Genomic DNA, 25,011 nt, shown 5'->3' with positions numbered 1-25,011 from the left:
TACATTATAACGTTATGATTTAAAGGGAAACAGCATAGATATGAAGGGGTGATGATAAATGGAAATTTCAATTAAAGGGGATGCAGTGAGCTTACACGCAGGAATCGTAGAATTGCAGGAGGCCTATGCATTCCGTCTTGCAGAACAGGGCGGCATTGTACTGACCGGGAGGCAGGATGAGCGTATCAACGGGTTAATAATAGCTTTTGATGAAGGGGGAGGCACGGTTACCTACCAAGAGCCATGCCATTTTTTCAGAGCGCTTGGCTTGATTTTAGAACAGTGGAATAAGGGAAATAAACAAATCCATATTCAAGAGACGATGCAATTCTCCAGTGTAGGGCCTATGTTTGATTTATCGCGTAATATGACGATGAAACTGTCTACGCTAAAGGACTTCATCCGGAAATTAGCGGTGATGGGACATAATACGGCAATGCTGTACATGGAGGACACGTATGAAGTAGACGGAGAGACTTATTTTGGTTATATGCGCGGGCGTTATAGTGAACAAGAGCTGCGGGAACTGGATGATTATGCAAATCTATTTGGTATCGAGCTGATTCCTTGTATCCAGACGTTGGCGCATTTAGAGGAATTTCTGAAATGGGATGCGGCTTATACCTATAAGGATACGCGGGGTGCGCTGTTATTAGAGAGTAATGCTACGTATGATTTGCTGGACCGGATGATTGCTTCTGCAACCAGGCCCTTCCGGAGCAATCGCATTCATATTGGTATGGACGAAGCGGAAGAGGTGGGACGAGGCAGATATTTAAATATCCATGGTTTCAAGGATCGTTTTGAACTGATGAAAGCACATCTGGATAAAATCGTGGAAATAACGGATAAGTATCAGCTGCGTGTGGTAATGTGGAGCGATATGTTTTTAAAGCTGGCTTCCGAAACGGGGGACAGCTATGACAAAACCACAGATTTACCAGAGTATATCGTGAATCAGCTGCCAGATAACGTGCAGTATATGTATTGGCAGTATGCTCAAGCAGATAGGGAGCATTATCAGCGGATGCTGCAGCAATTAAAACGGTTTGGCAGTACACCGGCATTTGCAGGGGGAATGTGGGTGTGGAATACCTTTGCCCCGAATTATCAAATCTCTCTGACTGCCAGTGAGCCGGCACTTGCTGTCTGCAAGGAGGAAGGTGTAGGCGATGTATTTGTAACGCTTTGGGGAGATGATGGCTATGAGAGCAATGTGTACCATGCACTTTATGGACTGCAATTCTATGCTGAGCATGCGTATCATACCGAAATCGATATAACCCGTGTGAAGGAACGTACGTTATTTTGTACAGGCATGGATCCAGAAGCGCTTTTGGCCTTAAATAAAATGGATCAGCCGCCAGGAGTAGACGAAGGGAACACCTTACAGACGAACCCTTCTAAATTCTTGCTGTGGCAGGATGTGCTGCTTGGGTTATTTGATAAGCATGTCGAAAAAAATCAGGTTGGGGATTTCTATAAGAAGCTGGCGGAGGAAATCCAACAGTATAACCAGCAGGCGCCAGATTGCTTTTTTGATGTGCCGCAGAAGCTGTGTTGGGTCTTAGCAAAAAAAGGGGATATCGGTGTCGAACTGAAAGCAGCTTATGATGCAGGGAATCAGGAAGAGCTGCAGGAAATTGCCCGGCAGGTTATCCCGGAAGTGACAGGGCGTGTGAAGGAATTGCATGCTGCGCATCGGAAGCAGTGGCTGTCCTTGAATAAACCTTTTGGGTGGGAAGTAATAGATATTCGTTATGGAGGATTATTACAGCGTTTAGATACTGCCCGCTTACGAATCGAGGAGTATGTAAGAGGAGATTTAGAGGCAATTGATGAATTGGAGCAGGAGCGGTTATATTTCTCTCCAAATGTGGAGGAGTCCAGCGGTTTGGGCTGGTGCAGCTACTATTATCGGATGGCTTCCCCTAACGTATTCTTTCATGTATTGCCGATTTATTAAGGGGAATGCCTCATGGATAAATTGAATACAGAAGTACTTGTCGGCTGCTATGGAGAAGCGGATTCGGCATGTATTCATTGGTTGAATATACATGCTGAATCAGGTGAAGTGACACGTCTGGGAAAACAAGCTGGGATCGCTAATCCATCCTTTTTAGCGAAGCATCCGGTGAAAAACCGTGTGTATGCCATCAGTGAAGCAGCGGAAGGAGAGGTGGTTTGTTATGAACTGGACTATGAAGCCCATCGTCTAAAGGAAAGGAGGCGTTTGCCGACGCACGGCGGTCCGTGCTATGCGGAGGTGAGTGCGTGTGGGCATTATATATTTATCAGTAATTATTCGAATGCAGGTGTTGTTGTTTTTGCACTGGATGATAATGGAGATCTGCAGGAAGAAGCAGAGCATATTGCTTTCGCTTCGGAAAACAGAGAGGCTTCCCATATCCATACCGTCCGGCAAATTCCAGAAACGTCCCTTTTCCTGCTGACGGATATTGGTAAAAGCAAGATCTATCTGTATCAATGGGATGAAGAGCGGAGGAGTTTACTTCCCTTTCAAAGCTTGACAGTCCCGGAAAAAGCAGGACCAAGGCATGCGGCTTTTCATCCGGAGAAGCCGATTGTTTATGTGGTCAATGAATATCAATCCACTGTATCTGTATATCAATATGCGGTTCCATCGGACTCTTTACAGTGCATTCAAACGGTAGAAACGATACGGGAAAGAAGGAATTATGGAGCAGAAATTCAATTTTTGGATGGCAAGGTGATTACCTCTAATCGGGGATCAGATACATTGAGTCTTTTTAAAGTAACTGAAAATGGGACATTGGAAAAGGAAGGCTCTATTTCTGCAGGAGGCAAATGGCCGAGACATTTTTGTAGTAACCAAAGGGAGGATAAACAATTATTTGTTTGTCATCAGCACAGTAACAACCTGGCAATTTTTAAACAAATGAATGGTACCTTTTTCATGATGAATAATACATTTTCTATACAGTCTCCTGCTTGTATTATTGATTTGAAGCGTTTATAAACCCATTTCAAAAGAACAGATTGAATAAGGAAATAAGCCATACGACAAATAAAGACAAAAGATTTATATTAATCATTATAATGTTATGTTGACGTTTCGAAATAATAGTGGTACTATTTTGAATAAGCAAAATAATCCGTATGACATCTTAGACATTATTTGATTAAAGGGGGAAGGAGCTAAATTAAAAAAATGAAGATGGCAGCTGTCTGTTAGAAAAAGTTTGTTTTACATTTTTACCTACTTAAAAGGGGGTTCATTATGTTAAAGAAATGGTTTTTCTTCATCGCAACACTTATTTTTGTAAGCGCTTTATATGCGTGCAGCAGCGGAAATGACGGTGATAGTAAGGAAGGTGAAGCAGCGGGCGGCGATAATGTCAATGCGACAGGGTTTCCAATCGTAGAAGAGGAATTAGAGCTCACTATCTTTGCGAACAAGCCCGCACAAAATGAAGGCAATGACTGGAATGATATTTTAATTTGGAATACGTACAGAGATTTAACAAACATTAATGTGAATTGGAATTCCGTAAGCCCGGATGCTCTGGAGGAGAATAGAAACCTGGCATTGGGCAGTGGTGACCTGCCAGATGCATTCTTCCTTGCAGAGCTGTCAAATACGGATTTATTACGATACGGTTCCCAAGGGGCGTTCCTGCCATTAAATGATTTGATTGATGAATATGCACCAAATTTAAAAGCTTTAATGGAGAATGACCCAACAATTGAAAAAGCAATTACTTTCCCTGATGGTAATATCTACTCCATGCCATCGCTCATTGAAGATGATTTTCTCTCTTTACGGCTCAGTGCAAGACCTTGGGTGAATGAGGACTGGCTGAATGAGCTGGATATGGATATTCCGGAAACGACAGGAGATTTTTATGAATATTTAAAGGCAGTAAAAGAACTTGATCCAGTAGGAAATGGGGATACGATTCCTTATGGAGGTACAGACATTGCGGAGCTTGTTCAATGGCTGTCTGGATCGTTCGGCGTAATGAACCATGGTGCCTCCAACACAAACTTGGATTTAGATCCGAATGATGACTCGAAGGTGCGCTACTATGCAACCGCTGATGAATATAGAGAGATGCTGGAATACATCCATATGCTGTACGAAGAAGGATTAATTGATCAAAGCATTTTTACCATTGAATGGGGCCAGTTCCTTGCCAATGCATCGGATAATCTATATGGAAGTATGATTTTCTATGATCCAATTGAATTATTCGGGGAAGAGATTGGCTCGCAATATAATAGTTTAGCAGCTTTAGAAGGGCCAGACGGCCATCAGTCCTATAATAAACTTTCATCTTCTGTATGGACTCCGGATAACCTGGTGATTACCAGTGAAAACCCGAACCCGGCTGCAACGGTCCGCTGGATGGATCATTTCTATGGAGATGAAGGTGCAGAGCTTTACTACATGGGTGTAGAAGGAGAAACATTTGAAATAGAAGATGGAGAAGCTGTTTACAGTGACCATATCCTGAACCCAGAGGGTGATATGACATTTGAACAGGCGATTGCCCAGGATTTAACCTGGCTTGGTTCCATCAGCGGAATTATTAAAGCAGATTACTTCCAAGGAGGAGAAACCGCGCCGCAGTCGATGGAAGCAGCTGAAAAAATTGAGCCGCAAGTCATTGAGGAGGTATGGCCGAGATTTACTTTTACAGAAGAGGAAAACCGTATTCTGCAGTCAACAGGGGAGGACATTAATAAATATGTAGAAGAAATGCGCGACAAGTTTATTACAGGTGATGAAGATTTAGATAACTGGGATAGCTATATCCAAACGATCGAGCAGATGGGAATGGAAGAATTGCAGGAGGTTTACCAGGCTGCATATGACCGCTATCAATCTAATTAAAGCAGAGGTTTAAAAAGATTCATTCACATCGAGAGGGCAGTAGATCTCATGCCCTCTCTTTTTTTACAAGTGGTACATCATGAGATGGATTACATAAGAAACAAGGATGGATTTTCGCTGTTGCTGTGTTTCATTTGGCAGGGGGGATTCCATAGAAAAAAGGGGGATAACGGAAAGATGGTAAAAAATCAATCCATACAAAAGGGTAGAGGAGCCGTTATCAAAAAGAATTTTCTGCGCAACTGGCAGTTATACCTTTTCATGATGCCAGTCTTTTTGTACTTTTTTATCTTTCATTATATACCAATGTACGGTGTGCAGATTGCCTTTAAGGATTATTTTGCAACACTTGGTATTTGGGGGAGCGAATGGGTCGGGTTTGAGCATTTTGAACGTTTCTTCAGCTCCTATTATTTTTGGAGGCTGCTCAAAAATACCATTATTTTAAACCTGTATATGCTGGTCTTGTTTCCATTGCCGATTATTTTAGCGTTAGCATTTAATGAGCTCCGCAATGGTGCATTTAAAAAATGGACACAGACGCTGACCTATGCGCCGCATTTTATATCGGTTGTCGTCGTTGTCGGGATGCTGGTAGCTTTTCTCGACCCGAATACAGGCTTGATAAATCACTTATTACGTGCGCTTGGAATGGACACGATTCCGTTTTTGACCAGTCCAGACTGGTTCCGCCATATCTTTGTATGGTCCGGTCAATGGCAGACGCTGGGATGGAGCACGATTATTTACCTTGCTGCATTGGCAGGCGTGAATCCGGAATTACATGAGGCGGCTAAAGTAGATGGTGCGACACGGATGCAGCGGATTACGCGGATTAATATTCCAAGTATTATGCCGACAATCGTTATCTTGTTTATTTTGAATATCGGTAATTTCATGCAAATCGGGTTTGAAAAGGTACTCTTAATGCAGAATACGCTGAATTCAGAGACGTCGGATGTTATTCAAACCTTTGTATATGAGACGGGGATATTGGAAGGACAATACAGCTTTGCTGCCGCTGTCGGGTTATTTGAGTCAGCTATTAATATCGTGCTTTTAATTACTGTGAACCAAATTGCACGGAAAGTTAGCGAGAACAGCCTATGGTAAGGAGGGAGATGCATGATGTCCAGGTTCAGTTTGTCGGATAAAGCCTTTGACCGGCTCAATTTAATATTTGTCTTGCTTGTGACGTTAATCATTATTTATCCGCTGATATTTGTGATTAGTGCGTCCATCAGTGATCCTCATGCCGTAAACACAGGGAAGATGTGGCTCTGGCCCGTAGATGTGACGTTTGAGGGTTTCCAGCGTGTATTTCAGAATGATGCGATTTGGACAGGATACAAAAACACCATTCTATATACAGCAGTCGGCGTCATTATTCACTTGTTTGTCCTCCTGCCGGCATCGTATGCGTTATCGCGGAAAGAATTAATGGGCAAAAAAGCGTGGCTTTGGTTTATCTTATTTACGATGCTATTCAATGGCGGATTGATTCCTACGTATTTGGTCGTCCGCAACCTGCAGATGCTGGATACGATGTGGGCGATTGTGATTCCCGGAGTAGTCGGCGCCTGGTCGATTCTCGTAGCGCGGACCTTTTTTCAGCAGACGATTCCCGATCAGCTGGTGGAAGCAGCTAAAATCGATGGAGCCAGTGATATTTATTTATTTTTTAAAGTCGTCTTGCCGTTATCGATGCCAATCATTGCTGTTATGGCATTATTTCACGGCGTTGCGTTATGGAATCAATATTTCAATGCGCTGATTTATTTGCGGAGTGAAGATAAATTTCCGCTCCAGCTCATCTTACGGCAAATTCTCATCCTGAATGAAGTCAGTGCAGACAGTGCATCCAGCGCTGCCGGAAGTGCGCAGTCCTTTGCAGATCAAATAAAGACAGCTTCCCTTGTGAAATATGCGGTAATTATCGTATCTGCACTGCCGCTGCTGATTGTTTACCCGTTCCTGCAGCGTTTCTTTGTAAAAGGGGTATTGATAGGATCTGTGAAGGAATAGCAGTACACATACACAAAGGAAAGGAGAGGTAATGATGGCAGAGGTAGCTCGCGGATATTATAGCGTTGCGATTTGGATAACACGTTTTGCTTATCTGAATATATTATGGATTCTATTTACGATGGCAGGTCTTCTTTTCTTTGGAGTTATGCCTGCAACGGTCGCGATGTTCGCTGTTGTCCGCAAGTGGCAGCGGGGCGAGGAGGAAGTTCGGATGTTTGCAGTATTCTGGGAAATCTACCGGCAGGAATTTTGGAAAGCGAACGGTCTTGGTATTATATTGTTCGCGCTTGGCTACTTGTTTTCGGTACAATTTCAAATACTTGGTGCACAAAGCGCCTTAGTCTATCAAATGGCCCAATTTTCCGTTGTAATCGCCTTTGCGCTGCTGGCTGTATTCTTGGTTTATTTATTTCCGGTCTATGTCCATTTTAAGCTGCGAACCATACAGTACTTAAAATGGCCGCTAATTATTGCGATTGTTCATCCGATACTCACGGTATTTTTACTGGTTTGTATTGGTGCAGGCGGTTATTTAATATTTCAAGCATTTCCGGCAGTGCTTTTCTTTTTTGGAGGCAGCCTTTCCGCTTACTTGATTACGTGGGGGGCGTCTAAAACATTTGCCAAGTATGAAGCGGCAGTCTAGAAATAATAAAATAGATAAAACGAAGCGTCATGAAGCGGGAGTTTTACAGGCGGTTTTCCGTGATAAAAGAAAAGCATGGACAGAGGGGGACGGGCGATGGTACAGGTGATTAAAAATGCATTACTTACGAATGGGCAAAAGGCAGATATTTTAATTGAGAATGGGCGAATCAAGGATGTCGTCGCAGATGCAGGCAGCTTTTATCCAGTTCTGGCAGATGCAGAAGGGATGTATGTTTCGCCCGGGTGGATTGATCTACATACACATGCTTTTCCAAAATATAAGCCTTATAGCGCTGTCCCTGATAAAATTGGTTATCAAACAGGAGTAACCACTGTAGTCGATGCGGGAAGCAGCGGTGCAGATACGATAGAGGAATTCCACCAGATTGCAAAAGCGGCAAAAACCAGAGTGCTTGCTTTTCTGAATATCTCAAGGACTGGTTTAAAACAAATGGATGAATTAGCAGATATCAATAATATTTCCTGGAACGCAATACAAAATACGGCCGCTGATTATCCTTTTTTCATTATTGGGTTAAAAGCAAGGATGAGTGCCAGCGTGGTGGGGGATAATGGATTAAAACCGCTGCAATTGGCAGTTAAGTACAGCAAAGCGCTCAGGAAGCCGCTTATGGTCCATGTAGGCAGTGCCCCGCCCATGCTGGAGGAGATACTCCCTTTGTTAAATAAAGGGGATATTCTCACACACTGTTATCATGGAAAATACCCTAATCATATTCTAAAGCCGGCAGGGGAAGTTGCCCCGGCTTTGGCGGAGACTGTCCAAAGAGGTATCTACCTTGATGTAGGGCATGGGAAATCAAGCTTTTCCTTTCCTATAGCCAAAAAAGCAAAAGAAGCGGGAATACTTTTTGATACAATCAGTACGGATATTTATGAGGAGAATCAAATAAATGGCCCTGTGTACAGCATGGCAGCAACATTGACAAAATTCCTGGCATTGGGTTATTCATTGGAAGCGGTTATCCGTGCGGTAACAGAAACCCCGGCACAGGTTTTAAAGCAGCCGAGGCTGGGTAATTTTCGCCGCGGCTCTTATGCAGAATTTACATTTTTTACTGTCGAGCATCAACCCCAAACGCTGACTGATTCGATGGGAAATGAAATTATCACGAACCAAGTGATTAAACCGCAGGCTGTTTATCTCGGTAATGAATATATTGAATTGGAAAAGCATTATTCCTATGAATAGCAGGGGAAAGAACCCCCTTTCCGGTTGACTACAAATTTTAGTATGAGCAGGATTCTTGGTATAATAAGAGAGTAGAAAAAGATATATTAATAGAATAGCAGTGCAAGCATGGGCATGCGTTCATCAGGAGATAAAATGTGAAAGTCAGGGGAATGACGGGTACGCATACAGTGGATTTGGATATAGAAAGGTAGAGATGGCAATGAAGCTAAATTTAAGACAGGGATCCTTATACCTACAGGTGAAGGAGATATTGAAGGAACGAATAATCAACGGACAATATCCTAAAAACAGCTTAATTCCTTCTGAACCGGAATTAGAAAAGGAATTCGAAGTGAGTAAAATTACGATTCGCCGGGCGGTGGAACAATTAGCTCAGGAAGGATATGTGGAGAAAAAAAGCGGCATTGGGACGACAGTACTGGCGAACCAGGCTGTTTCGAAGCTTTCCAAAGGACAGCGTTTTTCCGAATATCTGATTGGGGAAGGTCATCAATTAGGTAAAAAGCTGATCGAGGTGGAAAAAGTAGACGCTATCCTGCCTGCTATCCATGATTTACCTGGAGAAGGAGCTTATTGTGTAGAACGTCTCTATACATTAGACGATAAGCCCTATATTCACTTCAGACATTATGTTCCATCGTCGATTTCCCTGCCAAATGATCCTGATGTATTTGTCAATTCATTATACGATATGCTCTATCAGGAGGGAATCCGCTTCTTCCGGTTCAAGGATGAATTCAGCGTGGCTATCCCGGAGCCGGCTGTTGCAGAGATGCTGGAAATGGAGCTGCAGCCGTTACTGCAGCGCGAACGATTTTCGTATGACGAGCGTGACAGGCTGGTAGAATATTCGGTTGCTTATTACCGTACAGACATCCATAAGTATATTGTTAATTTTAATGTATAGCGAAAAGCGTACCTGAATCAATACAAGGTACGCTTTTGCAGTTTATATAGCATTATTTTGGCAGTTTACTTTCCAGTACTTCCTTTAATACAAGGGCATGATTGTGTTCTTTATCTTTGGCAGCATACAATAAAATAAGTGTCTGCTGCTTTTGCAGTTTCTGGAGTTCAGCTAATTTCTTTAATTTTTCATCATCATTTAGCAGTTCTTTTTTATATGCTGATTTAAAATCTGCAAATTTTTCAGGGTCATGGTTAAACCATTTTCGTAATTCTGGCGTAGGTGTTACTTCTTTTGCCCAATCATCGAGCTCTGCGTCTTTTTTTGAAACACCCCGCGGCCAGACTAAGTCAACCAACACACGATACCCAGAGTCGTTCGATTTTTCATAGATACGTTGCAGTTTGATAGACATGGATTATTCCGCCTTTCCAACCAGTTGTTTTCTCTTTCAGTTTATCATTTATGCGGTTTGGTTTCTATGGATTGGTTCAGGCTGGAATAATTATATCTCAACTTTCGCACCTAAGAATAAGCATATATATCTTGCTATTCCAGGATGGACATGTTCTCCATTACTATGCTTGCATTTTGGTGAAATATCCGGCCATTTTGGAATTGATGATGGTGCATAGCTCCGCTTCGGCCAACCACTCCGCTTTCCGACGTACAAATGTTTTCGATGGGACGAGTAATCGCAGCAATGTTGTCAGGTTAACTGACCGCTACGGAAAAACACTACGCTTTCCGTGGGCTTGAGCTCAGCCTCCTCGAAAAAAGAAGTTCGCTTTTTTCTGCGGGGTCTTCACACTGCGCATTCCCACAGGAGTCTACGTGTTTTTCCTCCGCTAGATAGTCTTATTACTATCTACTTATAATTTTTATAAAATTAATTAACCTGACAACATTGGTAATCGCAACCCCAGGAGTCACGGGTTTAGCCTGCAAACCACTTAGGAGTCTGCGTGGTTGGCCTGCGCTCTGATAGGGTTCTACAGCGAATGAAAGAAATAACAATTTAATGAGCTGGACGAAATAGCAACTTTCGCCTGAATAACCAATCATGACAGCATGAATATGAACTACAGGGAATAGCTTTTATGCACAGAAAGTAATCTTGACGGAACATTTTACCATACAGCATGAAAAAGATGTTCTATCTGATTAAACATCTATTTGGTGAGTTGTTTTTTCACGCATAGAACATCTTACTAGCGGAGGCGGACCGTTTTGACTCCTGAGGGATCAGCACCATCTGAAGATCCACTTTTGCCAAGTGCTCTTCTTGGCAAAAGTTAGCTGAAGAGCGTGCCCCTAGGAAAGCAAAACGGTCCGCCGCAGCGGTGCTTTACACTTCACCTCCTATTCTTTGTCAAGGGTGTTATCGAAGGAATAATCAACTCCTGTTTCTATGAAAATGAAGTTACTTTTTTAATGTGCAAATGTTGATTAATATTTATACGGTTTGCTTGCGCCTTTTTGCTAAAAACAGCAGTAATCCGCCTGCTGCAATAAATGCGAGCCCCCAGATTCCTTTTTCTGCATAATTAGAAGCAGTATCAGGCAGCTTTTCCTTCTTATCCTTATCGCTTTCAGCTGGTGAAGCTGCTTCAATAGTTACTTCAGCTGCAGCTGTTTTTGGAGATTCCTTCACATAAGAAGTCTCCTCTGTTGCCGGAGGTTCTTTGTCCGGGCTTGTGATGACGGCCGGCGCTGTTTTCTTGTCTGCTTCTTTTTGAATTGCATTTCCAGTATCTACAATCGTATCAGCGTCAACTATTTCCCCGGAAATAATCAAGTCAGCAAGAAAGTCTCCTTGCAAGTTATAAATATTCGCCTTCAAGTCCGCATTTTCGAGCTTTGTTAAGCTGAATAGTGTCTGCAGAGTGATAGGCTCTTCTCCTTCGCCTGTAACAAGAACAAATTCTACATGGAACTGAAAGATATCAATCAATTCATGGAAAATAGATAATAACTCCGTAGCTTGTCCAGGCGTTAATTCTGTCGCTTTCTCAAAATCAGAAAAAGCCATCATGCGTTCTGCTACATTGAGCATTCTAGCAATTGTTTCATCACTGGTGATGTCTGGAATACTTCGAATATGCTCTTCCAAACGAAGCAGTTCATCCTCTGTTAAATCGAACTCCTCCATGAAAAAGCTTGAATCAAAGAAATCCTCCTCCCAAATAATTTCGCCGTCTAAATCGTTGTATAAATCATCTAAGAAAACATAGCTATGGATGTCTAGCCCGTTATCAGAGATAAGCTGCAGAACAACTTCTGTGGCCATTTCAAAATAAGGACCGACATTGCTCAAATCTTTATGGATGATTTCTCCTAAAAAGTCGGACAGCTCGTCGACCGTCTTAAAATCATTTAACTCAGATCCGTAAAGAGCTAATGCATTTTCAACATGGTCAGAAGTGACTTGAAAGCCCCGGATTGCTGATGCTTCCGCCAGATAATCTGCAAGCTTTTGGTCAAAATCAGGCTCTCTGGGTGTTAAAATGTATAAGTAATAGTCCGTGTTCATATAAAGATCATCTAAAAAAATATAATCCTCTAAGGTTTCGCCAAACTCAGCCAGGGTTGCCTGGAGGGTACTCTGGTCAATATTATATTCACTATAAATTTGTTTTAAATTGTTACCATCTTGATGAATGACCTCTCCTAAGAAGTCTTTTAAATCTGTGACTGTATCAAAGTCCTCTAGATAGAAATCATAAAGCGACAACGAAAACGCGATATCCTCTTTTGTAACTGTAAAGCCGCGTACTTCACTAATTTCCGTTAAATAATTCTCAAAATCTTTTTGGAAGCTGTTTGATTGTGCATCTGCAGCTCCAGGTAAAACGACAAACAAAAATAAGAATAATGCAAAAATTTGTGTCGATTTCCTCATTTCTTCTCCTCTTTTCGATTAAAATAACTAGCTTAATGAGAAAATTATAGCCTTGAATTCCCGTTCTGGCAATCCATTTTTTTGAAATATTTTTCAAATTTAAAAAGTATAGAGATTTCACACTGTCAAAAGAGGCTTTGCATCAGGAAACGTTTACAAAACAGAAAGGTTATGTCACTATATTAGTATACAAGTATTCATCGATTGATAAAGGAGATATGCCGCATGAAGACATTTTATCCGAAGAAGCAGCTGAGTAAGGAATCTAAGGGTGAGCAAGTGCTTGCAGAATTAAGAATGAGGATTATTTCCCGCGAAGTCAAGGCAGGAACGGTACTATCAGAAAATCAACTGGGGGCTTTATTTGATGTCAGCCGCTCTCCGGTGCGAGAAGCACTGCGTGTGCTGGCCAGTGAAAATCTTGTGCGATCCGAGCGGATGGGCGCAGTTGTTGTCGGTATCTCTGAGAAAAATATTGAAGAAATTTATGATGTCCGCTTAATGGTGGAATCCTTTACGTTTGAACGTCTATTGATGATGCAGACAGATGCACTGGTTCAAGAATTGAGGAAAACGTTAGAGATGATGGAAATTGCAATCAAATACAAAGATGTAGATCAATTTTCTTTTCTAGATCTGGAATTTCACGAAACGGTTATTAAATATATTGACCATCACCATATTATGATGCTGTGGACGAATTTAAGGCCTGTTTTGGAATGCCTGATTATTTTATCGATGCGCTACCGGATGATAACGGATGAAAAAGATTTTGAACGTGTTCTTTATAACCATGAGCTTATCGTGGAAGCCATTGATAAAAAGGAAAAGAATTTAGTGGACCTGGCTTTTGAGAGAAACTTTCATGATGTGCACAATCAAGTGGAACCTATCTGGGCAGAGGAAGAGATGATGAAGACGGTAAGAGAATATAGTGCAAAAGAATAGGCAGCAAGCTATTTTAATATAAAATAGCTTGCTGCCATTATCTTCAAATTGTTTTATCTTGGACGATTTTTCCATCTTGCATTTCAATGACATGATCGGCAAAGGTCAGCATGTCCATATCATGTGTAACCATTAAAACCGTAATATTTCGTTCCTTTGCGAGCCTTTGAATAAGCGTCATTACCTCTTTAGAGCGTTTGGAATCAAGGCTGGCAGTAGGCTCATCGGCAAAAAGCACCTTAGGGCTGTGAATAATCGCTCTTGCTACAGCGACGCGCTGCTTTTCTCCTCCAGATAAAGAGGCCGGATAAGCATCTTTTCGTTTCCACATATCGACCAGCTCTAAAATCTCTCTGATTTCCTTTTTCTGTGTTTGCTTGGAAAGAGGGGTTTCCGCAGTCTCCAGCATCAGAGACAGCTGTTCCTGGACGGTTAAAAAGGGAACCAGATGCGCAAATTGAAAAATAAACCCAAACTGTTTCGCTCGAATTTGACGGAGCTCTTCCCTTCGCATCGATGTCAGCTTTTGCTGCTCGAAGGATATCTGCCCATCAGATGCTGTCTGCAATCCTGCTGCAATGGTCAGCAGGGTACTCTTGCCTGAACCGGAAGCACCGGTTAAGGCAGTAATTTTTCCTTCTGGCAGGGTAACATCAATCCCTTTTAGTATCTCTTCTTTCACCTCTCCGTGAGTGAATGTTTTTTGCACGTTTTTCATCGTAAATAAACTCATTTTACATCTCTCCTTGCTGTATAGCCTGCATGGGCTCGACACGTTTGATTTGAATCCCGGACAACGTAGCTCCGATAAATCCAATGATGATAAAAACGAGAGAGAGAAGTATTGTTGCCTGCCATGTTAAATGAAAAGGCATCCCGCTCGGCGCCAGCACTTGGAAAGCCTGACTAATGACAATAGATAAAATCAGCGACACCACAGAAATAATAAGCATCTGTGCCCACATCATTTGAAACAGCTTTCCTGTCTTAACACCTAATGCCTTTAATATGCCGTAAATACCCAGCTTTTGCACGTTGATCATATAGAAAAAGATGGCAAACAACATCCCGCTGATAACGAGCAGGAAGATGACAATCATATTCAGTGACATCTGTTCGGCACTGTAGCTCGGGATCGTATTTAAAAATTCACTATTTGAAAAAGACTGCAGGTCTTCAAAGGCTGGTGCCTCCCCCGTGATAAATGCGAGCTGCATTGAGTCGGTATGGAAAAACGCTTGGAAATCATCCGGGTTGATAAATGCCGCCGGCGAGTGACTGTATTTTTCATGTTCTACAAATCCTGCTACCGTCAATGTCTGCCCCCACTGTTCATTCGTTATCTCATCACCGACTGCAATTCCCTCTTCTTCCAGCGATGCATCTAAAATAACATCACCAGTGTTGACCTCCGGGAAATGGGTGCTGTCCGTTGCTGCTACATAAGCAACGCTGCGCTGTTTATCGGCGGTGTCGATAAAATTCCCCATCTGAATCGAGAGAAATGTGGTCTCAGGCTGTTCTTCCGTTATTTCCTGCTGCTGCTCTTCTGACAGACTGGAGAAGCTGTAGGTTTCGTCTGCTTCCTCCTCCATATAAAATGTTCCGTCCGGCAAATTTTTAATCAGTGAAGCATTGTCCTGCGAGAGCCCATTTGCCAGGCCAGATATAATAAAAGTTAATAAGCTGATTAGAAAAACAATCGAGCCCAGGATGGTATAACGTAATTTATTTTTCTTCATTTCTTTCCATGCCATTTTCATCTTGCTCTAACCTCCTGAATGTTTCGTATATCCAGAAGTATATAGGGAGAATATGAACGCAATATGAACGGGGAATTTCAACTGAAGTGTTGCAAGTATTTTAGGAGGGAAATAAAAAGCCGATTTCTGTCACTTAAGTTTGAATGGAAAGATTCAAAATAAATGAAAGAATATCGACTATGTTTCATAATCTATGGAACTAATTCATAAGCTGCGAAACGATTTATATAAACAATCAGCTGGTCTGGCCCTGCATAAATCTAACAGGTAATTGATAAAGACTATCCAGCTCCACATCTGCATTATTTATCCGTTTCATCAGTAAATCAATCAAGAGATCAACAAATTGATCAATCGGCTGTAAGATGGTCGACAGCTGCGGGAAATAGTTTTGGACAAACTCCGTCCCGTCATAACCAATTACTTTTAAATCTCCCGGGATATCAATCCCTAATTCCTGCGCTTTGTTAAGAACCAAAATGGCTGTTAAATCATCCGTACAAAAAATACTGTCTATATCCTCTTTGGATAATATTTGGCGAATTTCCGTAGCTTTTAAAAATGGAGAATGCTCCAAGGGAAAGTGGTAAACCATTGGCTCTAGCTGACGCTCCTTTAATACAGATAAGTAGCCTTCCAGACGCTTGTTTGTCGGTGAATCGGATTCATTCGTCCCTGTGAGGATGGCAATTTTTCTGCCGCCTCTTTGATAGAGCTGCTCCGTTGCCAGACGTCCGCCTTGATAGCTGTCGCTGGAGACAATAGGAATACCTTCTGCCAGATGACGGTCAAATGAAATAATAGGCAGCCCCACATTTTCATACTCCGGAATTCCCAAATTATGCGCTCCTGCAATAATACCATCTACTTTGTTTGCAGCGAGCATTTTTAAGTAGTCCCGTTCTTTCTCCTTGTTATTGGCGCTGTCACAAAGAATCGTTTTATATCCTTTTTCAAATAGCTTTGTCTCCATTTTGGATGCTAATTCGCCAAAAAAAGGGTGAGATACAGTAGGGAAGATCAGACCAATCAATTGTGTATCTTTTCCCTGCAGCGAGCGGGCCATCGAGTTCGGCTGGTAATTTAATTCTTCCATCGCTTTGTGTACTTTATCAATGGTTTTCTGGCTTAGGTAGCCATAATGATTAATTACCCGTGAAACGGTTGTTGCTGAAACGCCTGCCCTTTTCGCTACATCTGTCAATTTAACTCCCATGATGCTCTCACCCTTTACTTATTACTCATTCATTTCGCGTAAGGTCCAGAAATCTCCCGTGTAATCTCCTTCAAACCCTTGAAGGAAGATATGCGTCTGCTGCGGGTTTTTCACAAAGACACGGCTCGTGATGACGCGATAGCCATCATTAACAAAAACCTCGCAGATAGAACGATCTGCAAAAATATGCAATGTCAGCTTATCCTGTCTTTTGAGTGCAGCAGTTCTAGTAGAACCATAGGACTCTCCAAAAGGGATACCTGCCTTACTGCGGTCCATGCTTATTGTATCACGTTTTGCATCGAAAGAAATCTTCAAACCTTCTTTATTCTGCTTATCTGCAAATAAATATAAAGAGCCGGATGTGCTTGCATTTAGTTCGAGCTTTAATTCATAAACATTGCTGTCAGGTGAGCTTAATAACGTATCGGATGCTTGTACAGAACCTTGCAATTCCTGATGATTCTGCCGTAATTCCTGCATTTCTGCAACTGGTTTTTGGTATAGATGATTTTCCTTAATGAACAATTCTTTCACGATACTGAGGCAATGCGCCCAGCCTTCTTCAAAGGTAGGATAATCAATTTCCGGGAGTCCAACCCAGCCGACGCTCAATACACGGCCGTCTGGTGCATGGAATGCTTGTGTTGCATAGACATCAAAGCCTTCATCGAGATTGACTAAATCCGACGTGTTTTCGATCGATACCGTCTCTTTATTAAACGAGGAGCCGATGACGTACATATTTGGATAGATATTTTGATAAGAGGAAATGTCCTTGTCTAAACCCTGTGGGCAGAACAGCAGCACAGGCTGACCGTCTACCAAAACGAAATTAGGGCATTCCACCATAAAGCCCATTTCTTCTGTTGTATAATCTAATTCACCAAGTAACTCCCAATCTGTCAGATTGCTGCTTTGGTAAGCTAATACCGTACCTTTTTCATTTTCTGTTTGGGCACCAATCATCATCAGGTAATGATCCTGATAACGAAATACCTGCGGGTCCCGAAATTCATGTGTATAGCCTGCCGGAGGGCTATCAATCAATGGTTCCGTTATTTTTTCTACTTCCATTTCCGCATTCATCCAAGCTCCCAGCTGATAAGAATGACGCTCCCACTCCTCGTTACGTACATTTCCTGTGTACATTAAAAAAAGCTTGTCTTCTACAGTCATTGCTGAGCCTGAATAAACCCCATGACTGTCATAAGGAGAATCGGGTAATAAAGCGTAATCATGCTGCTCCCAATCAACTAAATTGTCCGATACCATATGATACCAGGACTTCACGCCGTGCACAGGTCCAAATGGATAAGCCTGATAAAATAAATGCCACTTCCCATTGTAGAATGAGAAACCGTTCGGATCATTTAAGAGGCCGGTTTTCGGTTGAATATGAAATGCCAGCTTCCAATCTGATTTTTGAATGATTGAAGAAAGCATATCCTGATAGCTTTTCGACCATTGATGATAAGGTTTATAACGCAAAGGTGTCGTCCATTCTGTTATTAATTCCATACTTTTTCAACTCCTTATATCTATTAAACTTCTTATATAGAACATATGCAATAATCATCAATATGTCAAACGTATAACATAATATTATCTAAATCAAAAGCATTTATATGAATGATTAGTGAAATATATGATAAACGATTGACATATTGGTTTTTTGTTTGTATGATAAAAAAAACGGTTACAGGGAGGAAGAAATCATGAATCATAAGCAGGTTGCAGAAGATATCCTGAAAATGCTTGGCGAAGATAATATACAAGCTGCCGCTCATTGTGCAACTCGTTTACGTTTAGTCTTAAAAGATGATGAAAATATTGACCAGCAAGGATTAGATAATCATCCAGATATTAAAGGAACGTTTAAACAAAATGGTCAGTTCCAGATTATTATCGGTCCTGGTGATGTAAATAAAGTGTATAAAGAATTAACAGATGCAACAGGCATTCAAGAAGTATCCAAAGACGATTTGAAAGCAATATCGGAGGAAGAGAAAAAACCGAATCCAATCATGTCATTTATTAAATTACTGTCTGACATCTTCGTGCCGATTATTCCGGCCTTAGTAGCGGGCGGTTTATTGATGGCTTTAAATAATGTGCTGACATCTCCGGATTTATTCGGCCCGCAGTCGGTTGTAGAAATGTTTCCTGCCATTGAAGATGTAGCCAGTATTATTAATCTGCTTTCTTCTGCACCATTTGCCTTTTTACCAATTCTGATTGGTTACTCCGCCACGAAGCGATTTGGCGGTAATCCGTACTTAGGTGCTGCAATGGCGATGGCCATGGTTATGCCGGATTTAGTCAATGGCTATGCGGTAGCAAATGCGATTGAGGACGGAACAATGAGCTACTGGAACATTTTTGGTCTGGACGTAGCACAAGCTGGGTATCAAGGGTCTGTATTGCCAGTCTTGGCAGTGTCATGGATTTTGGCTAACATTGAGAAGTTCTTCCATAAACGGCTGGCGAATGCATTTGATTTTACCTTTACACCAATGTTTGCGGTAATTATTACTGGATTTTTAACGTTTATTTTTGTAGGACCAATGATGCGTTCCTTGTCTGACGGATTAACGGACGGTCTTGTGTGGTTATACCAGACCACAGGAGGATTTGGCTTAGGGATCTTCGGAACGTTCTATTCTGCAATTGTTATCACGGGGCTGCACCAAAGCTTCCCGACGATTGAAACGATGCTGCTTGCGGATGTAGCAAACACTGGCGGTTCCTTTATTTTCCCGGTTGCTTCCATGGCAAACGTAGCCCAGGGAGCGGCTTGTCTGGCAATCTTCTTTGTTACGAAGAATAAAAAGCAAAAAGGCCTGGCGTCTTCAGCAAGTGTATCTGCGATGCTGGGTATTACAGAACCGGCGATTTTCGGGGTGAACTTAAAACTGAAGTTTCCATTTATCTGTGGAATGATTGGGGCAGGCATTGCTTCTGCATTTATCGGCTTTTTCCATGTGCTTGCCGTAGCAATGGGGCCGGCGAGTGTGATTGGTTTCATTTCCATTGCACCTAATTCGATTTCAATGTTTCTGATTGGTATTGTCATCAGCATGGTAGTTGCTTTTACGTTAACCTTTATCTATGGAAAGCGAAAATTAGCTGCCCCAGAAAATGATAAAAGCCCGGAAGAACCGGCAAATGAAACGAATACGGAAGCCACTTCTGTTCAAGCAGATGAAGTAACAATCAGCTCCCCGCTTACTGGAAAGCTTATTCCGTTACAGGAAGTGAATGATCAGGTGTTTTCATCAGAGATGATGGGGAAAGGGATAGCTATTTATCCGGAAAAACAGCAAATTGTAGCTCCGGCAGACGGGACGATTACCGTCACTTATGATTCTGGGCACGCTTTTGGAATTCGTACGGATCGAGGGGCGGAAATCCTGATCCATATAGGTATTGATACTGTAAATCTGAATGGAGAAGGCTTTGATTGCAAAGTAAGCCAGGAGCAGCAAGTGAAAAAAGGCGATATTTTAGGGACATTCAACATTGATGGAATAAAAAGTGCCGGTTATGATCCCACGGTAATGATCATTATCACCAATACGGGTGATTATGCGGAAGTATCTCCTGTAGAGGAGAAGGAAATTGCAGAAGGTGACGATATACTGCAATTGAATTCACGCTAGCCGCTGCAACCTGCTTTTATGCATGAATAGTTTGCTGGAAAAAGCATCTGCCTCTTTCAAGGGGCAGATGCTTTATTCATGCAACTTTATTTTCCATATCGAGGTAATTTGACCGTGAAAATCGTTCCGGTATCATTCTCATTAGCCCGGACAGTAACAGCTCCTTCATGCAATTCTACAATCGTAGCGACAATGGATAAGCCTAGCCCCGTTCCTTTAACACTTCTGGTACGGGAAGCATCTGCCCGATAAAAACGGTCAAAAATACGTTCAGCTTCCTTATCGGATATGCCGATTCCTGTATCCGTAAAGGAAATGGAACAGTGCTCTTCCGTATAAGTGAGCTGGATATCAATACTGCCGCCCTGCTGATTATATTTTAGGGCATTGGACAGCAGATTATCCCAAACCGTATTTAATAAAGAGGGGTCAGCGTAAATCTCTAAGTCGGGAAGGGAATAGCTCAGCATGATTTCCTTCTCCTGCACCAGCCATTGATAACTCTGTAACAGGTTTTTCAACTGGTTACTGACATCAAAGTGTTTCTTTTTCACGATATGCTGGTCCCGGTCCAGTGAAGAAAGAAGCAGAAGCTGTTCTGTCAGGTTAGAGAGTCTGCTGATCTCTTCATTAATAATGAAAATATATTGCTGTTTATCCTCTTCCAGTGTTTCCTTATCGCCTATTAAATTGGTATATCCTTTAATATTTGATAGAGGAGATTGGATATCATGGGAGATATTTGAGATAAATTCTTTGCGCATCTGGTCATTTTCCACAATCTGCTGTGCCATCTGTGTAAAACTTGTGGATAACTCTCCCAATTCATCTTTTCGCTTTGTGTTTAATGTTTTCGCTTGAAAATCTCCTTTTGCCAGTTGTTTGGTAGCACGGCTGAGCCGGGAAATAGGCTTGACCAGGTAATTGGTGCTGAAAAGTACAAATAAGATACTTAGGATAATCGTCAGGCCAAATAATACGCCAAGCAATAAATGGAGTTCATTGAATAGCAGCTTGATATCCGGACGGATAAATAGAGCGTAAGATTCACCTTCGTAGGTTACAGGAACACCAATCGAATTTTTTGATTCATTCGCAAAGAAGCCTGTGACAAAGGTCTGTTTGGGGAAATGGACCATCCCATGAAATATTTCTCCATTCAGTACGCTCTGTATATCGCTGTCTGTTAAGTTATTTTCCCGGAATGCTGCTCCGAAAAATTGTTCTTGTCCATGGTTATCCACAAGGTACAGTTGATAACCTACATCTGCCATATTGGATAAATAATCATGGATGGCGATTTCCGGATTATTTTCAATAAAAGCAGCCATCTCCAAAGCAATTTTGGTGTTCTTTTCATCGTTTTGAGGCTTCAGGGAATGTTGATAATAGGTGTTTGATACGATAAAGGCAATCACACCGCTGAGGAGCATAATACCTATGGTGACAACAGCGAATTTAACATAGAGAGAGCGCATCATTCTGCCGGCTCCAGACAATATCCGACGCCGCGGACCGTTTTAATACTAAAGGCAGCAGTCAAAGAAGAAAAACGCTGCCGCAGCCGTTTAATATGCACATCCACTGTGCGCTCCTCGCCTTCATAATCCATTCCCCAAATTTTTTCGATCAGCTGTGCCCGGGTAAAGACATGCTGTGGATAAGTTGCTAATAGTGCGAGCAATTCAAACTCCTTAAGGGGAAGAAGGAGTGTTTTACCCCCAACCTTTACTTCATAGCTATTCAAATTAATTTCTGCCTCTCCCAATCGTATCGTGTGTGAATCACTCTCCTGCTGATAGCGGCGCAGCAATGCATGGATACGAAAGCTGAGTTCACGAGGTTCAAAAGGTTTTACTAAATAATCGTCTGTTCCCGCCAGAAAGCCTTCTTCCTTATCCTCAATTTGTCCTTTGGCTGTGAGTAAAATGATTGGAAGATCAAATTGTTTGCGAATTTCCTTTGTCAGCTGAAAGCCGTCCATAAAGGGCATCATGACATCGATAACAGCTAAATCATAATCTGTCTTTTTTAACATAGCTAAGGCCTCTGTCCCGTCTTTCGCCTCGGAAACAAGGAAGCCTTCCTTCTCCAGCTGAATACGGACAAGCTGGAGGATATGAGCATCATCATCAACAATTAATATGCGTTGCATGTGGGTAATCTCCATTCACAATAAATAGTACTTGACCTAAGCTTACAGCAGCTGACAGGGAGCTGCCAAATTATTCGGCTGTTATCTTATTAACCGGAACATAACGAATATGCCAATAAATCAGCCCTATTCCCAGGAATACACTGATAACAGGAAAAACCAGCATTCCCAAAAAACCAAATTTTAAGTAGCCGAAAAGGAGTCCGATAACGAATAGAATAGGTGAACTCAGCCGTCGCACGCTGGTCTCCAAGGACCCTCGCAGCATGGATTCCTTCCATGGGAAAAGCTCAATAAAAGAATTAAATCGAAAGCCGAGCCAGCCTGTTTTGGTAATATCCACAATGATATAGATCGAAGCCAGCCAAAATAGATAGCCAGTCCAATGCGGTGCAGATACGATCAGCACAGTAATTAGAAGACCAGTAAGCTGAACAAGCGGCATCAGTACCGGTAAATTGCGGAAGAAGGATTTAAAATAGGCATCGGTGAATATCATGTCATTGCTTTGCTTTTGAAACATAACCTGTGATTCCTTCCAGAGCCTGATTGGTTTTGCAGAAGGCGGTTTGTACCCTTGCTGCCGGACATTGGTAAATAAAAGACCCACCCATTTTCCTCTTGCCTGTTCATCCATTTCAGCGATTTTTAAAAAATGGGTTCCATGATAAGCAAGCTTGTCAGATACAAAAGTAATAGCGATAACACTTAATGTTACCCACATTATCCACAGGGGTAAATGTGATAAGATAGCCTGAGATAAACTTATCCACAATATAAGGATTAGAATAATGGATATGGAACGAATAATAAAAGAGGAGATATGAATCTGTGCATATTTTCTCCATAGGGTTATCAAACATACGCCTGAGAGATAGTAAAGCCATAGATATCCCAAAGAAAGCAGAGATAAAGAGAATAGTTTGCTTAGAAAGGGTGCAGCAATGATAAAAAACAGCGTTGCGGTAAGTAGCATCATACTAGTTGAATAGACGATTCCATATTGGGAGATGCGCCGCAGCAAGGGAATATTTCTGCTTAGGAAAAGCTGGTCCGCCAGATAGGTGAATAATTTGATATGATGGAAGAAAAAGCTTATTACCAATATCATCATCCAGCCATACCAGCCAATGAAATTTAATAGAAAGGGGATACCCTGCAGCCATTCCATGTAGAAAAAAGCACCAATAGCAATCCCGGGAATCAAGATATAGATAAATAAGGTCCAATCCAGTATCAGCTTGCTGGCTTCCCATAGATTTTTATAATCGGACTGGAGCCGTTTGAGGAACAGCGTGCGTGCAGTTCCATTCATGATACGCCCTCCTCTAATAATTCATAAAAACAATCTAAAAGAGAAGTGCCGGCGGACTGATTTGTTTCTTCCTGTAATGCTTGTAAATCTCCTTGGAAAATTGTATTTCCTTCGTTTAAAAGAATGAACCGGTCACAGAGTTTCTCTGCGGAATCGAGGACATGTGTAGACATCAACAAAGCGGCTCCGCGTTCTTTTTCCTGATACAGCAGGTTAATCAAATGCTTTGTTGCGATTGGATCTAATCCAATAAAAGGTTCATCAATGATATAAATGTCCGCTTCTGTCATAAAACTGAGACAAATCAATGTTTTTTGCCGCATTCCTTTGGAAAAATGAATAGGCAGTTCATGTTCTTTACCAGTAAGCGAAAATTTCTTGAGAAGATCCTTTGCGCGGGGCTCCCAAATAGTTTGGGGCATTTCATAAGACGTCGCAGCAAGCCGTAAATGCTCCCAGAGCGTAAGGCGATCATAGAGAATCGGCTCTTCGGGGATGTATGCCAGCTGTTTGTCTTCTTCTAATTCAATATTTCCATGTACATGCTCCATGGTGCCGATGATTGATTTGATTGTTGTACTTTTCCCGGCGCCATTTGCCCCGATTAAACCGACAATTTCACCGGGACAGATGGTGAAATGAATGTCTTGCAGATAAAGTTTTTTTTGCTGGTATCCTGCTGAATCGATATGTACCTGCAGCACGGAATCTCCTCCCTGAGTTATAGAGTGTGTTTCTATTTAAGTAAATGAATTATTCTATAATAGAAATACGGTAAACCAGGAAAAAGGTTTCGTTATAATAAGAAACAGCGGCTTTCCATAGCTATATTCATTTTATCTGTTTGCTTTCATGTATGCCTTTCCATTAAGATAGATATAATAGAAATAATTTGAAAATTTGTTCGCAGGAGGAAGATAGAATGGCAACGTTTGAAGAGTTTATGAAGATCGATTTACGTGTAGGCACGGTATTGCATGCAGAACCGCTTGAAAAGGCGCGTGTTCCGGCGATTAAATTACGGATTGATTTTGGCGAGGAGCTTGGTGAAAAGCAATCATCGGCACAAATTACAAAGCGCTATACACCAGAGGATTTGATAGGGCGTCAGGTTGTTGCGGTCGTTAATTTTCCGCCACGTCGAATTGCCGGCTTTAAATCAGAGGTGCTTGTCGTTGGCGGAGTAGAAGAAGAGGGAGATGTCGTTTTGCTTCGTCCGGATGAGCAAGTAACAAACGGGACAAAAATTTCGTGAAGCGCTAAGTTTAAAATCAAAAAAGAACTGTCCAGCTATCTTGAACGGACCTTTACAACGGTTTGTTCAAAGATGCGTGGAAAGTTCTTTTTTTCGCAGTAAACTGGCTGTGCGGAT

At 41.9% G+C, this 25,011-nt stretch carries 21 protein-coding genes; 11 read left to right on the top strand and 10 right to left on the bottom strand.

The features are described 5' to 3' along the window. The first annotated feature begins 58 nt into the window (after nucleotides 1-58). The 8 genes from MKY65_RS21940 to MKY65_RS21905 all read left to right on the top strand — a co-directional run bounded on the left by MKY65_RS21940 (nucleotide 59) and on the right by MKY65_RS21905 (nucleotide 9,678). Nucleotides 59-1,966, top strand: a complete 1,908-nt coding sequence (locus MKY65_RS21940) for a beta-N-acetylhexosaminidase (RefSeq protein WP_339180761.1) — start codon at nucleotides 59-61, stop codon at nucleotides 1,964-1,966. Between the two features lie 12 nt (nucleotides 1,967-1,978). Further along, the gene (locus MKY65_RS21935; RefSeq protein WP_339180759.1) at nucleotides 1,979-3,001 is read left to right on the top strand and encodes a beta-propeller fold lactonase family protein; all 1,023 of its coding nucleotides are present in this window, start codon (nucleotides 1,979-1,981) and stop codon (nucleotides 2,999-3,001) included. A 261-nt stretch (nucleotides 3,002-3,262) separates the two neighbouring features. Continuing rightward, on the top strand, nucleotides 3,263-4,879 hold the full coding sequence (locus tag MKY65_RS21930) for an extracellular solute-binding protein (protein WP_339180757.1): 1,617 nt from the start codon (nucleotides 3,263-3,265) through the stop codon (nucleotides 4,877-4,879). A 177-nt stretch (nucleotides 4,880-5,056) separates the two neighbouring features. Further along, nucleotides 5,057-5,992 carry an ABC transporter permease subunit gene (locus MKY65_RS21925; RefSeq protein WP_339180755.1) on the top strand — a complete coding sequence of 312 codons (936 nt, stop codon included), beginning with the start codon at nucleotides 5,057-5,059 and terminating at the stop codon, nucleotides 5,990-5,992. Nucleotides 5,993-6,007: 15 nt separating this feature from the next. Then, entirely contained in the window at nucleotides 6,008-6,904 is an 897-nt protein-coding gene (locus MKY65_RS21920; protein WP_339185343.1) for a carbohydrate ABC transporter permease, read from the top strand. Nucleotides 6,905-6,935: 31 nt separating this feature from the next. Continuing rightward, complete coding sequence (locus MKY65_RS21915; RefSeq protein ID WP_339180753.1) at nucleotides 6,936-7,553, top strand: DUF624 domain-containing protein; 618 nt, start codon at nucleotides 6,936-6,938, stop codon at nucleotides 7,551-7,553. 96 nt (nucleotides 7,554-7,649) lie between these two features. Continuing rightward, complete coding sequence (locus MKY65_RS21910) at nucleotides 7,650-8,768, top strand: amidohydrolase/deacetylase family metallohydrolase (RefSeq protein WP_339180751.1); 1,119 nt, start codon at nucleotides 7,650-7,652, stop codon at nucleotides 8,766-8,768. Between the two features lie 196 nt (nucleotides 8,769-8,964). After that, nucleotides 8,965-9,678: a GntR family transcriptional regulator gene (locus MKY65_RS21905; protein ID WP_339180748.1), complete on the top strand. Its 714-nt coding sequence runs from the start codon at nucleotides 8,965-8,967 to the stop codon at nucleotides 9,676-9,678. Between the two features lie 52 nt (nucleotides 9,679-9,730). On the opposite strand, the gene MKY65_RS21900 is transcribed toward MKY65_RS21905, so the two are convergent. Further along, nucleotides 9,731-10,093, bottom strand: a complete 363-nt coding sequence (locus MKY65_RS21900) for a DUF488 family protein (RefSeq protein ID WP_339180746.1) — start codon at nucleotides 10,091-10,093, stop codon at nucleotides 9,731-9,733. A gap of 1,041 nt (nucleotides 10,094-11,134) precedes the next feature. Next, the gene (locus tag MKY65_RS21895) at nucleotides 11,135-12,580 is read right to left on the bottom strand and encodes a processed acidic surface protein (RefSeq protein WP_339180744.1); all 1,446 of its coding nucleotides are present in this window, start codon (nucleotides 12,578-12,580) and stop codon (nucleotides 11,135-11,137) included. 225 nt (nucleotides 12,581-12,805) lie between these two features. On the opposite strand from MKY65_RS21895, the gene MKY65_RS21890 reads away from it, so the two are divergent. Beyond that, a complete protein-coding gene (locus tag MKY65_RS21890; protein ID WP_339180741.1) occupies nucleotides 12,806-13,528 on the top strand; it encodes a GntR family transcriptional regulator in 723 nt (240 codons plus the stop codon). 43 nt (nucleotides 13,529-13,571) lie between these two features. Here the strand turns inward: MKY65_RS21890 and MKY65_RS21885 are convergent, their stop codons facing one another. The 4 genes from MKY65_RS21885 to MKY65_RS21870 all read right to left on the bottom strand — a co-directional run bounded on the left by MKY65_RS21885 (nucleotide 13,572) and on the right by MKY65_RS21870 (nucleotide 18,028). Then, a complete protein-coding gene (locus tag MKY65_RS21885; protein ID WP_339180738.1) occupies nucleotides 13,572-14,261 on the bottom strand; it encodes an ABC transporter ATP-binding protein in 690 nt (229 codons plus the stop codon). Between the two features lies 1 nt (nucleotide 14,262). After that, nucleotides 14,263-15,291: an ABC transporter permease gene (locus tag MKY65_RS21880; protein ID WP_339180735.1), complete on the bottom strand. Its 1,029-nt coding sequence runs from the start codon at nucleotides 15,289-15,291 to the stop codon at nucleotides 14,263-14,265. A 235-nt stretch (nucleotides 15,292-15,526) separates the two neighbouring features. Beyond that, on the bottom strand, nucleotides 15,527-16,507 hold the full coding sequence (locus MKY65_RS21875; RefSeq protein ID WP_339180733.1) for a LacI family DNA-binding transcriptional regulator: 981 nt from the start codon (nucleotides 16,505-16,507) through the stop codon (nucleotides 15,527-15,529). Nucleotides 16,508-16,528: 21 nt separating this feature from the next. After that, a complete protein-coding gene (locus tag MKY65_RS21870) occupies nucleotides 16,529-18,028 on the bottom strand; it encodes a sucrose-6-phosphate hydrolase (RefSeq protein WP_339180731.1) in 1,500 nt (499 codons plus the stop codon). A 197-nt stretch (nucleotides 18,029-18,225) separates the two neighbouring features. Between MKY65_RS21870 and MKY65_RS21865 the strand changes: the two genes are divergently transcribed. Further along, nucleotides 18,226-20,169: a sucrose-specific PTS transporter subunit IIBC gene (locus MKY65_RS21865; protein WP_339180729.1), complete on the top strand. Its 1,944-nt coding sequence runs from the start codon at nucleotides 18,226-18,228 to the stop codon at nucleotides 20,167-20,169. Nucleotides 20,170-20,255: 86 nt separating this feature from the next. Here the strand turns inward: MKY65_RS21865 and MKY65_RS21860 are convergent, their stop codons facing one another. From MKY65_RS21860 to MKY65_RS21845, 4 genes are all read right to left on the bottom strand, one after another. Beyond that, the gene (locus MKY65_RS21860) at nucleotides 20,256-21,650 is read right to left on the bottom strand and encodes a HAMP domain-containing sensor histidine kinase (RefSeq protein WP_339180725.1); all 1,395 of its coding nucleotides are present in this window, start codon (nucleotides 21,648-21,650) and stop codon (nucleotides 20,256-20,258) included. Further along, nucleotides 21,647-22,324, bottom strand: a complete 678-nt coding sequence (locus MKY65_RS21855; protein WP_339180722.1) for a response regulator transcription factor — start codon at nucleotides 22,322-22,324, stop codon at nucleotides 21,647-21,649. The genes MKY65_RS21860 and MKY65_RS21855 overlap by 4 nt, the downstream gene beginning before the upstream one ends. A gap of 70 nt (nucleotides 22,325-22,394) precedes the next feature. Further along, entirely contained in the window at nucleotides 22,395-23,639 is a 1,245-nt protein-coding gene (locus MKY65_RS21850) for an ABC transporter permease (protein WP_339180720.1), read from the bottom strand. After that, nucleotides 23,636-24,343 carry an ABC transporter ATP-binding protein gene (locus MKY65_RS21845; RefSeq protein ID WP_339180718.1) on the bottom strand — a complete coding sequence of 236 codons (708 nt, stop codon included), beginning with the start codon at nucleotides 24,341-24,343 and terminating at the stop codon, nucleotides 23,636-23,638. Before MKY65_RS21845 ends, MKY65_RS21850 begins: the two co-directional genes overlap by 4 nt. Nucleotides 24,344-24,561: 218 nt before the next feature. Here MKY65_RS21845 and csaA point away from each other — a divergent pair, with 218 nt between their 5' ends. Beyond that, on the top strand, nucleotides 24,562-24,894 hold the full coding sequence (gene csaA, locus MKY65_RS21840) for a chaperone CsaA (RefSeq protein ID WP_042529133.1): 333 nt from the start codon (nucleotides 24,562-24,564) through the stop codon (nucleotides 24,892-24,894). Nucleotides 24,895-25,011 lie beyond the last annotated feature (117 nt).

Origin of the sequence: Oceanobacillus sp. FSL W7-1293, assembly GCF_037969815.1 — a bacterium.
Taxonomy (GTDB): domain Bacteria; phylum Bacillota; class Bacilli; order Bacillales; family Amphibacillaceae; genus Oceanobacillus; species Oceanobacillus oncorhynchi.
The sequence above is the reverse complement of the archived record's forward strand: the minus strand, read 5'-3'. Positions and strand labels throughout refer to the sequence as shown.